At 63.2% G+C, this 6,000-nt stretch carries 5 protein-coding genes; 3 read left to right on the plus strand and 2 right to left on the minus strand.

Translation table 11 applies throughout. The annotated features are described in order from the left end of the window. Positions 1–1,277 precede the first annotated feature (1,277 nt). Entirely contained in the window at positions 1,278–1,664 is a 387-nt protein-coding gene (locus ACIBQ6_RS22780; RefSeq protein ID WP_397214234.1) for a hypothetical protein, read from the plus strand. Positions 1,665–1,961: 297 nt separating this feature from the next. Next, a complete protein-coding gene (locus ACIBQ6_RS22785) occupies positions 1,962–2,504 on the plus strand; it encodes a hypothetical protein (RefSeq protein ID WP_397214236.1) in 543 nt (180 codons plus the stop codon). Positions 2,505–2,523: 19 nt separating this feature from the next. On the opposite strand, the gene ACIBQ6_RS22790 is transcribed toward ACIBQ6_RS22785, so the two are convergent. Both ACIBQ6_RS22790 and ACIBQ6_RS22795 read right to left on the minus strand, forming a co-directional pair. After that, positions 2,524–2,673: a hypothetical protein gene (locus ACIBQ6_RS22790; protein ID WP_397214238.1), complete on the minus strand. Its 150-nt coding sequence runs from the start codon at positions 2,671–2,673 to the stop codon at positions 2,524–2,526. 942 nt (positions 2,674–3,615) lie between these two features. Then, positions 3,616–4,023: a DUF5655 domain-containing protein gene (locus ACIBQ6_RS22795; RefSeq protein ID WP_397214239.1), complete on the minus strand. Its 408-nt coding sequence runs from the start codon at positions 4,021–4,023 to the stop codon at positions 3,616–3,618. Positions 4,024–4,921: 898 nt separating this feature from the next. Here ACIBQ6_RS22795 and ACIBQ6_RS22800 point away from each other — a divergent pair. After that, positions 4,922–5,935 carry a Shedu anti-phage system protein SduA domain-containing protein gene (locus ACIBQ6_RS22800; RefSeq protein ID WP_397214241.1) on the plus strand — a complete coding sequence of 338 codons (1,014 nt, stop codon included), beginning with the start codon at positions 4,922–4,924 and terminating at the stop codon, positions 5,933–5,935. Positions 5,936–6,000: the final 65 nt, after the last annotated feature.

Raw genomic sequence — 6,000 nt, forward strand, 5'->3', positions numbered from 1 at the left:
GCCCCCGCCACGACAGTCATGGATTTCCTCGACGCTGGGGCTCCGGTGACCCGCCCTCATATGCGATCATCGTGGCCATGTCATCGACCAGAAAGGGCCATGCCGCGTAGGCGCCCTTCGGAGGTCCGTACGCGCGGATCGGCGTGTGGGACCCACAGAGCTGTGATCCATCATGTTCCCGGGCTCGGCCGTCGTCCGATGGCCGCGGTGATCGCCCTGGAACACACCCGAATGTGGCCCGGCGCGGTGGCGGCGGCCCTGGCGGCTTGGCAGGAGGCGGTCCTGATGGGGACCGCCGACCGTGTCTTCTTCAGGTGTGAATGCGAGGAGTGCACGGGAGACGCACCCCGTCGGCGACTGCAACAGGCGCTCATCGGCTTACCACCGTGGGCAAGGGCGAGCCTGTACGCCTTGGTCCTGCCGCTGGACCTGTACTACCTCCGCCGCACCTCACCAATGTCGCCCCCGTCGCCCGACTCGGACTGGGCTTGGTGGCAACTGCGTCGTCGGCGCAAGGACCCGAGCGAGTAGAGATGGAAAGGGTCGACGTGTTGAACGGGCCGGAGCGTTCGATCGGTACGCCTCAACAGGTGTGCGCTGCCCGGCCCGGTGTCGCTTCTCTCCATACCTCGCCCAAGGCGGGTCCCTGCGGGGTGATGTCGGGTCCGTGGGTACGAAAGAGCCAGGCGAACGCCTCTTCCCCGAGGCCCACGCGGCCTGATCAGCAGGCGTCACATGAACGCTGACCTAGCTCCCGTGTCGATGGCATCGCGTGGACCACGCTCCGTTGGGGGCCAGTCGATCTTCGGCCGTCCGTGCCACCACCAGACGCCCATTCTCGAAGCCGAGCCGATCACCGACGTTGAGCAGAAGCGGCGACTCCAGCTCGAAAGCGTAGCCGTCGTCCGTCTCGACCTCGTTCGCTATCAGGCTTCCTGGCAAGGGCGTTCTGCCGTCTGCGGCCACCTTCACGGTCGGAGAATGCCACACGGCTGCGAGCCCGCACGTCTTCCCCTGCTTGATCACCAGTCGATCGCCGGAACGGGAAGCGAGCCAGGACCGCGGGGACAAGGCCGAGGCCCGGCCGGAGGAACGCCCTTGGCCCCTTGGCCCCGTGGCCCTGGTCTGCTCATCTTGTCTCGGTCGATTGTGGACGGGATGAGCAGGCTTCGACCTCCGCCATCCGCGGTCCTCATAGACGGCGTGGTGGTCATTCCGGAGCCCGAGCGCCACCGCCGGAGGCATTCCTGCAATCCTGATCTACGGATACTTGTGGCATGGCACCCTCGGAGATCCCGCGCACCGTCAAGGTCGTCAATACGGCCGAGCTCATACATCTTGATGACGAGGCGAGGGTGTGCGGCCTTAATCGTCAGCACGGAGCCGGATGGCTGGCCGAGCATGCTGATCCGGAAGCGGCTCACTACTTATGGCCGGCGTTTGTTCATCGCCTGAACCGTCGGCCAGAGTACTCGCCGCATTGGCGCTGCATGCTGTTGCTGGCTCTCCGGGATGGCCAGCACGTCTTCTCGCTGCTGGATGTCCTGCCGGCTACTTTTTATCGGCTGCCTGAAACCTTGGACTGTGAGACGAAAGCCCAGGTCGTGGAAAGGCTGTCGGGGCAGATCCAGACCGTGGCCGAGTGGTCCGCGCGTAACGTTTAAGGCGTTGCCCGATGGTGTGTAGGACCTGGATGCTCTACGGGGTTCTACGGCCCGCGCGTCGCGCTCGTGAACGGTTCCGTGCAGGTCGGCTTCGGCTCGTAGGGTACGTACGAGCACGCGACGGGCACTGCCGGAAGGGGGAGCCTGGTCCTTGCATGCATATAGCACAGTGGTCGTTGGGCGAGGCTCCTGACGCAGCCTGGTTCCTGCATGCCCATGCAGGAACCACCTTCCGATCGATCGCGTTGGACAATCGTGGACCCTTCTGCAAGCCGACAAGGGAAGGCAAGGGGCTAGATGACCGACGAGACAGACATTACAGCTCGGCTGAATCTAGCCCAATGGCATCTCACTCGATCGGATCAGCTCCGGCTGGGGCTCATCAGCAGAGCTGGCGGAATATTGAGCGCCAATGCTCTGGTGGTCACCGGAGTAGTATTCATCTCAGGGCTTAACACGTCCTCCATATCGCCGATCACCGGGACGTTCGCGCTAGCCAGCCTAGCGGCCATTGCCTACTCGACCATAAGTGCGGTTGGAGTGTTCACCGGCTCGCGATCTATACGGAAAATCTCTCTAGGGCGTGACGATCGCACTCCAATCGCATTCAGTTACAGCGACACAATCAGCAAGATAAGCTCCGCAAAGGATTTTCGCGACGCGTTCACCAAGCAAACCGCAGCGGAGACATTAGATGCGGCAGTGCTGGAGCTATGGCGTTGCATCTGCGTACATCACGCGAGGACCAAAAAGCTCGGAAGCGCGACTCGATGGATGCTGGTGAGTTCCGCAGCTCTCATCGCAGCGGCAGCCGCGAAGATTCTCTTGGGCATCTTCTAGCGTCCATAACGTTCAGGTATCACAGCACAGAGACCACGGCGCACAGCGCCGTGGTCTCACGGCGTTGAGTGGGATCGGCCTCGGCGGTGACGCGGACAGAGGTCTCCTCGCCGAGGCGGACGTAGCGGCTGAGGCTGGTCAGGTAGTGGTGGTCGCTCTTACAGCTCATCGAGTTAGGGCCTCCAAGTCCGGAACCGGCGCGTTGAAGCGGGTATTGCTTCGTGTGCGGCATGTGTCCTGAACTGCAGAGGAGCGCCGGCGTGATCAGGCGCTTCCCATCCCAGGTCCCACCCCATTCCGCGGTATGTTCCGGATTTCAGGACCGCCGTTTTAGCTGGTTGGGGCGGTGGATGTGATGCGAGCGTCGGGGTCGGCAAAGTGGAAGGCGCACGAACAGTCGAGGGCCTCCTCGGGTGAGCCCGAAGATGGCCGCTGGGCAGGGGACTGTTCTGGTAGATGTCATCGCTAGGAAGGTAGAGCGCGAAGGCCCAGGTGTGCGGGAGGCCCTCGAAGCGCAGACGGCACAACCGCGCGTAGGCACCGCCCTGCAGATGCGCTTCGACATAAGCGAATTCGCCACGAAAACGCACGTCGATCCCGGACACCTGCCACCGCGAACGAGCGTGATCGTTCAGGCGCTGACGCAAGTGACGCTTCACCGACTCAGGCGGACTCTTCGGCATGCTGCTTATGGTGCCCTCCGAGGGCTCAACCGCGTTACTCGGTGAGCCAGGGTCCGGACAGTCGATCGCCCGCGAGCACGTACGGCGTACAGCCATGCAGTGGCGGTCGTGGGGCTGTATGTGTGCGGCGCCCCGGCAATCCCGGTCGGGGCGTTCGGTCGGTACGGCGGGGAACGGGCGCGGAACAGGCGCAGAAGATCGAAACGCCAGCAGGAAATTGTGAAGCCAGGTCGGGAGCGAGTGCCTGGCCTGGCTTTCGCTGTGTGAGAGCGGGTGATGAGAATGGAATCTGCGCTGCCAGCTTGGGAACTGCAATGATCAACGGGCTTCGGGGCGCTGAGCTGGACGAAGGGCCGGTCATGAATGTCCGTGATTGACCCCTCGTTCCCGTGTCTGATCGCACGACGATCAGCTGACGACCAGGGACCTCACAGCTCGTGTCGGGGCTGGCCTTCTTGTGAAGCGCCCAGGTGTCCACCCTGACCCACTCCGTACGCCTCGCGGAGCCAGCCGGCGAATTCCTCATCAAGCTCAGCGAGATCAGAGATTCGGAAGGAATGAACGTACAGCCGCTTCGTGTACGGAGCCACGCTGGTGATGCGAGCGTCGTCGCTGATCGTGCGCTGGATGTCGAAATAGCCTCGGAGCCCTCGCGCGTCCGGCTTTGCTCCGGCGAAACCACGACGTGTTCCCTTGACGGTGATCATGCTCTTGGACACCGCGTACGTGAAGGGGCCGCACGCCTCAACCAACCTGACGAATTCGCGGTACAGGGCCACCGATGTGTCGGGCTTGCCGTCAAGGTGATCGTCGATCGTCCAGGTCTCACGGTTCATGGACCGAGAAAGTAGCAGGCGGGGGCGACGGTTTTCGGGCCGCGAACCCGTACGGACACCCCTGCCTGACGCTCCTACGTGCAAGGGCGCGTTGCGCGAAGTCTCGTCACGGGCCGTGCTTGTCGGAGGACAAGGCCAGGTAGGCGGCGCCGGCCGAGTTCAGGACGTTGATCCACCCAGGATGGTCGACCTGCGTAGAGACGAGCCAGGATCGCTCACGTTCCTGGACCAAGGGCGAATCGATCCGTTGCGGCAACTTCAGCAGTCGTCCCGGTGGATCGATGTGGTGTCCGACATGGGCCTGCCCGGGCCGGACTTCCGCGACCTGAGGCACACGGGGAACATGCTCGCCGCCGCGTCGGGCGCGGGCACAAGGAGCTCATGGCGCGGATGGGGCATGACAACGTGTGAGCGGCGTTGATCTACCAGCACGCGGTCTGAGGGGCGGACGAGGCGATCGTCGACGCCATGGACAGGCAACTCGCGGCCCGTGATGGCAACAAGGGGACGGCGCTGCCGGAGCGCTGGTGCCCGCAGGGATGATCAATGGCTAATGGCCCCTGGATGAACGACCTTGTCCCCATGGCCTTGATCTGCTCGGCTCTGCCCGGGACGATGGCGGACGCGTGATCATCCCGGCCCCTGGAGTGCCACCGCCGGAGGCAAGCCTGCATCCGGGCAGGGTGTCGCAGGCGCCGGATGAGCCCATCCGTCACATGGCGGTCGACCGCTCGCCTGGAGGAGTTCGAGAACATCTCAGACCTGGGGCTGTTCACGGCGAGTTCCGGACCTGGGTTTCCGTAATCGGCAGGGCGACCTCTAACGTGCCTTGACGGCGTCGGGAACGTACCTGGAACCCTTGCAAAAAGTGTCACACCTGTCGGTCACACTTCGGTCCATGAGTGTCAGATCAGACTTCTCATTGGACCTGCAGCTTGAGCACGTTCACGAGCAGGCGGCCAGCGACGAGGTGAAGCGCGCGGTCACCTCCGTGCTCCAGCACATGCGAACTGGACGTGGCGGCCACCGGAGGGGCGGGAAGGCGCTCGTGCAACTCCTGATACAGGCACGTGGCCAGGCGGCCGCGGTCGGCGAGTGGGATGTCGTGCGGCTGCTGCAGGACTCTCTGGATTACGCCGAGGAGCGTATCCTGCAACCGGAGTTCAACGAGAGATACCGACTGTTTCAAGACGGCGTACGCAATCAAAGCCTGCGGCAGTTCGTGGCGAACATGCTTGAGGTCAAATTCAAGTACGTTGCCGAGGCGGGGCGTGAGTTTCTCGATGAACACCCCGGTGCAGATGTGGATGATCTGCTGGCCTATATAAGCTCGCTCAGCCATGACGCTCGGTATCTCGTAGCGCCGGCAGGTCGGCCAGGGCGATACTCGCTCTTGCGCGGCCGGAGGGAAACGATGGTATGGCTTGAGCGTGTGCTGCAGGAGCGCGTTGATATCGAAGACCCGGAGGAAGCCGCTCAGCGGATTGCCGCGTCACCAGAGGCATGGGCTCTCCTGGCCGCTGATTCGGATGGTCAGATGATCCTCCGGGCATCCCAGCTTCAGCAGCGCTCGGCCCGCCTGGAGAGCCTGCGCAAAGTGGTGGAGGACAGAACTGCCACGGAGCTGGACCTACAACGGGCGCTGGAAGGGCAGCACTGGATCTTCGGTGGCCGTTTCGTCGGGGAAGCCGCTCAGCGCAGGCTGGTGTCGGGTGACGAGGTTGACATTCCTCTGATCCGCGGCGATGGAAGCCTGCACATCGTCGAGTTGAAGCGGGCCATGAGCATGAAGGGTTCTCTGGTGAAACGACATCGCGGAGCCTGGGTGCCAACTGCTGAAGTTCATGACGCGGTCGGCCAGGCCGTCAACTACCTGGTCGGACTAGGCCGTGTTTCGAAAGGTCGCGTGTGAGGCGTGTCGGTGATCGTTGAACGAAGAGGTCTCCGGTAGTTGGTTCAACGACCAAGAAGAACGAA

Origin of the sequence: Nonomuraea sp. NPDC049655 (genome assembly GCF_044465465.1) — a bacterium.
GTDB lineage: Bacteria > Actinomycetota > Actinomycetes > Streptosporangiales > Streptosporangiaceae > Nonomuraea.